The following is a 4,323-nucleotide window of genomic DNA, read 5'->3' as shown; positions in this document are numbered from 1 at the left end:
GTACCAATCGGGACCTTGATCACCAAGTCCTTGCCAGCAGCGCCGTGGCGGTTCTGACCCTTGCCATGGTTCCCGCGCGGAGCTTTGAAATGCTGGGCATAGCGGAAATCGATCAGGGTATTGAGCCCGGGCACCGCTTCAAAGATGATATCGCCGCCCTTGCCGCCATTGCCGCCATCGGGACCGCCATACTCAACGTACATTTCGCGCCGAAACGCGACCGCGCCGGGGCCGCCCTGGCCCGAACGGAGGAAGATTTTTGCTTGATCAAGAAAATGCATTGGGGCGCTCTAGCGTGGTTTGATGCAATTGTCGCGTCCAGGCTTTGCCAAGCCCTGACTACGCGAGATAGAACGAAATCCGGGGCCCAGCCAAGCATTTGGGCCTGGTGCGCACCGCCGGCCCAATTGCTCCGCTGGGTCGCGGCTATACCCCTGGTGCGGCAGCCGCAGCAGCCGGCACGGCGGGCTTGGGCGCATACTTGGCATCCCAGGCTGCGGCATCGGCACGGTACTGTTCGAACGACAGATAAAAGCTGTAGAACACCTTATCCAGCGCCGTCAGGCTGCGCGTGGCAAAGGCGGTCAGCCCGGCAGCCTTGATGGTTTTCGATTCAATCGCCACCGCCAGCGCTGCATCGCAGAAATTGTTGAGCGTGGGCGGGAAGGCGTAAAAGTTGTAGACCTTGGTCATATAGGCTTCACGCGGACGGACGTAGGACGCCCCATGGCGCTTGCGAAATTCGCTGTTCACCGCAGTATTCACCCGCGCCAGACCCAGCCTGTGGGTCTTCAGGAACAGCTTGTAACCAACCAGGATCTCAGCATGCTCTGGCTTCAGGCAGTTGAGCGCGGCGACATTGAACGCCGAACGGAAATTCCACACCGTCTGATTGGCGCTGATCCCGGCATTGACTGTCTGGCGCACGCCAGCGGCGTTGATCGTCGGGATTGTGGCGGTGGGCGCGGCGCCCAGCGGCGGCGTGGGCCGCGGCGGGATATAGACCACCACCGGCCGGGGCGGCAGGGGAGGCGGCGGCGGCGCTGGCTTAACCTTGGGCTTTCCGGCATCGGCACAGCTGGCCAGCAGCACCAGGGCCACGGTGAATCCGATAGTCCGACGAAGCGATCCCATAAAAACCTATCCTGATTTGCGACCGGCGGTCATCCCGCCCTTGACCGGATTCCTAACCGCTTTGTCCCAGAATGCAAATGCCCGGCAGCCTCGAAAGGCCGCCGGGCACGGTATTGCGTTGCTGGATCAGGATCAGTCGCGGCTGCCCAGGAAGCTGAGCAGGAACTGGAACATGTTGATGAAATCAAGATAGAGCGTCAGCGCTCCCAGGATCACCACTTTGCCAAGCATGTCAGTGCCCTGAACCTGGTAATAGGTTTCGCGCAGGCGCTGGGTATCATAGGCGGTAAGACCTGCGAAGATCAGCACACCCAACCCCGAAATAACCAGCGCGAGCGGGCCCGATTGCATGAACATGTTGACCACCATCGCGATGATCAATCCGATCACGCCCATAGTCAGGAATGCGCCCATCGCCGAAAGGTTGCGCTTGGTCGAGTAGCCATAGAGGCTAAGCCCGGCGAAAGCCCCGGCCGTTGCAAAGAACGTCGTGGCGATCGAAGTACCCGAATAGACCATGAAGATCGTGGACATCGACATGCCCATGATCACACAGAACGCCCAGAACATCGTTTTGAGCGTTGATTCCGAGCGGTTGAAATTCATCGCAAAAACGAAGCCCAGCGGTGCCAGCATGATCAGCCAGCGCAGCGGCGAGCTCATCACCTGAACCCCGATGCTCGAACTGGCGAACAGCATCGCGACCAGGCCCGAAAGCAAAACGCCCGAAGCCATGTAGTTGTAAATGCCCAGCATATACCGGCGCAGGCCTTCATCGCGCGAAGCTGCACCAATCACATCACCGTTGATCGTCGCGCCGCCAAACGGGCTTTTCGTGCGTTGCTGATCGTTCCAATCGGCCATCATAAACTCCTTTTCCGCCCGAACATGCAGGCGATGACATGAATATCGTGGCAATTGGCTCTGGATTCAAGAGAAACCGGACACGAACGGCGCATGACAAATTGTAACCGGTTCAGCGGCGCGCCTCTGCCGCCAGCTCTGCCCCGCGATCGCGCGCCGCCCGAAGCGTTTGCGCGATCAGGCCGGCCAGCGCCTGATCCTGATCGAGCACGGCCAGGCCAGCCGCAGTTGTCCCGCCCGGACTGGTAACCCGGCGGGCCAACTCATCCGGAGCAAGATCGCTGGATCCGGCCAGCCGCCCCGCCCCTTCAACCATCGCCAAGGCCAGCCGCCTTGCCTGCTGCGGATCCAGTCCCAGATCAGTTCCGCCGGCCGCCAGGGCATCTATGAAACGATAGACGAAGGCCGGCCCCGATCCGGCCAGCGCAGTGACCGCATCAAGCTGGCTTTCACTTTCCAGCCATTCAGCCTGGCCCAGCGGTGCAAGCAGTGCCTCGGTCTTTTCCCGGCCCAGCGGTGCCAGTCCGCTGGCAAACAACCCCAGCGGAGCCTTTCCAATAGCTGCGGCAATATTGGGCATAACCCGAACAATCGCGCCCGCACCGGGCAACCGGGCAGCCAGGCTGGCAATCTCTGTTCCGGCAAGGATCGAAAGCAGCACCGTATCGGCTCCCAGCGCCCGTTCCAGCGCTGGAACAGCCTCATCGAGGGCCTGCGGCTTTATCCCGAGAAGTATGAAATCAAATTGTTTTTCCGGAATTTCTTGGAGCAGCAGAACGCCATCGGGGGCTTCGGCCAGGTAGGGATCGACGACGGTGAACAGCGCCGGATCAAGCCCGCCCGCCAACCAACCGGCCAGCATCGCCCCGCCCATATTGCCGCAACCGAGGATGAGAATGGTCAATGGGCGTCTCCTGTTCCGGCAGCCCTAGTATAGCGCGGGGACGCTGCCAAGCGTGCTCAAGCCTCGCCTGCGGCATCCACCAGGGCGCTGGCCATTGCTTCGTCCGGGGTTTTATCGCCCCACAGCACGAACTGGAACGCCGGGTAGAACCGGTCACATTCCTCAACCGCAGCTTCGACCGCGATCTGGGCCTGGGTCAGGCTTAGTAACCCTTCATCGCCCAGCAGCAGGCCATGGCGATAAAGCAGCACATTGCCGCTTGACCACAAATCGAAATGACCAACCCACAGCTGTTCGTTGACCAGCGCCAGCAGTTCAAACACGGCGGCGCGCTTATCATCGGGCACGCGGATATCGGGCAGGCACAGCAATTGCAGCACATGATCCTCGCGCCGCCATATCCCGCGCAGGGTATAGCTGGCCCAACTGCCCTTGATCTCGCCCGAAATTTCGTCCTCGCTAACGAATTCGCATGGCCAGCCGCGCGCCTCGAACAGCGACGCAAGCATGTCCACAGGTGCCGCGTCGTCCTCGCGTTCGTAGCTGTGCTGACCCTCAATCATTCAGCAGCGATGCCTGTCATCGGGGGGCAGGAGCAATCCAGGCGCCGCGCGGGGCTGCGCATAACTCGACAAGGCTGTTCACAAAGTGTGGAAAATATCTTGGTTTGGTCACTTGGCGCCAAGCGTATCGACCGCTTGCCCGGCCGGGCTGGTCCAGATGAAACCGCCAGATATGCCGGCCTTCCTAAGCGCGGCCAGGAAAGCATTGGCTTCTTTCTGGCTGGCAAACGGCCCGGCAAGCAGCCGGTTTGACTGGCCCCAACCGGTGACGTGCGGGCGCATCCCTTTGAACAGTGCGGGCGCATCCCGGGCTATGCGCCGCCAATCAAAGGTCAGCGCAGACTTGTCACGCCCGGTCGCCACTTGCACCCAAATCCGGCTGGGATGGCTGGGTTGATCGGGCTTGGTATCCTTGTCCTTGGTCTTGTCACGGCCATCCTTGCCCTTTGCATCCTTGCCGGATGGCGGCGCAGCAGCGGAACGAACGGTGCGGATATCAACGGCCCCGGCCTGTGGCTCAACCTCGCGGCTGGGGGCATCAAAGCCGGCAAAAGCTTCGTCAACATTGCGCGGGCGCGGGGCTGGTGCCGGGGGCGGCATGGGCGATGGCGCCGGGCTTGGGGTGGGCACAGCGGCCGGCTTTGGTTGCCCCACATCGCGCAGATCAAAGCCGCCCGGAGAGGTTCCAGCGGACGGATCAAGCGTTGCAAAACCCGGGCCTGAAGGCGCAGGAGCAGGCGGCGGCGGCGGTACGGGAACCGGCCCTGGCACTGGAGCCGGAACAGGTGCGGGCGCGGGCGCGGGAGAAGGCGGCGCTGGAGCAGGCTTGGGCGGCGGCACCGGAGCAGGGACCGGAAC

General features: G+C 62.0%; 5 protein-coding genes and 1 pseudogene. All 6 read right to left on the bottom strand.

The genetic code is table 11. The features are described 5' to 3' along the window. A pseudogene (gene obgE / locus ABL914_RS13700) lies at positions 1-281 on the bottom strand (GTPase ObgE); the annotation flags it as partial. Between the two features lie 145 nt (positions 282-426). Beyond that, positions 427-1,134, bottom strand: a complete 708-nt coding sequence (locus ABL914_RS13695; RefSeq protein ID WP_391563748.1) for a hypothetical protein — start codon at positions 1,132-1,134, stop codon at positions 427-429. A 132-nt stretch (positions 1,135-1,266) separates the two neighbouring features. Then, entirely contained in the window at positions 1,267-1,998 is a 732-nt protein-coding gene (locus tag ABL914_RS13690) for a Bax inhibitor-1/YccA family protein (RefSeq protein WP_391563747.1), read from the bottom strand. Positions 1,999-2,110: 112 nt separating this feature from the next. Next, positions 2,111-2,902: a pyrroline-5-carboxylate reductase gene (proC, locus tag ABL914_RS13685; protein WP_391563746.1), complete on the bottom strand. Its 792-nt coding sequence runs from the start codon at positions 2,900-2,902 to the stop codon at positions 2,111-2,113. Positions 2,903-2,958: 56 nt separating this feature from the next. After that, positions 2,959-3,465 carry a YbjN domain-containing protein gene (locus ABL914_RS13680; RefSeq protein WP_391563745.1) on the bottom strand — a complete coding sequence of 169 codons (507 nt, stop codon included), beginning with the start codon at positions 3,463-3,465 and terminating at the stop codon, positions 2,959-2,961. A gap of 108 nt (positions 3,466-3,573) precedes the next feature. Further along, a complete protein-coding gene (locus tag ABL914_RS13675; protein WP_391563744.1) occupies positions 3,574-4,065 on the bottom strand; it encodes an SPOR domain-containing protein in 492 nt (163 codons plus the stop codon). Positions 4,066-4,323 lie beyond the last annotated feature (258 nt).

The sequence above is a fragment of the Novosphingobium sp. genome (genome assembly GCF_040079535.1).
Classification (GTDB): domain Bacteria; phylum Pseudomonadota; class Alphaproteobacteria; order Sphingomonadales; family Sphingomonadaceae; genus Novosphingobium.
Note: the sequence above shows the minus strand (reverse complement) of the source record. Positions and strands in the feature narration are given on the sequence as shown.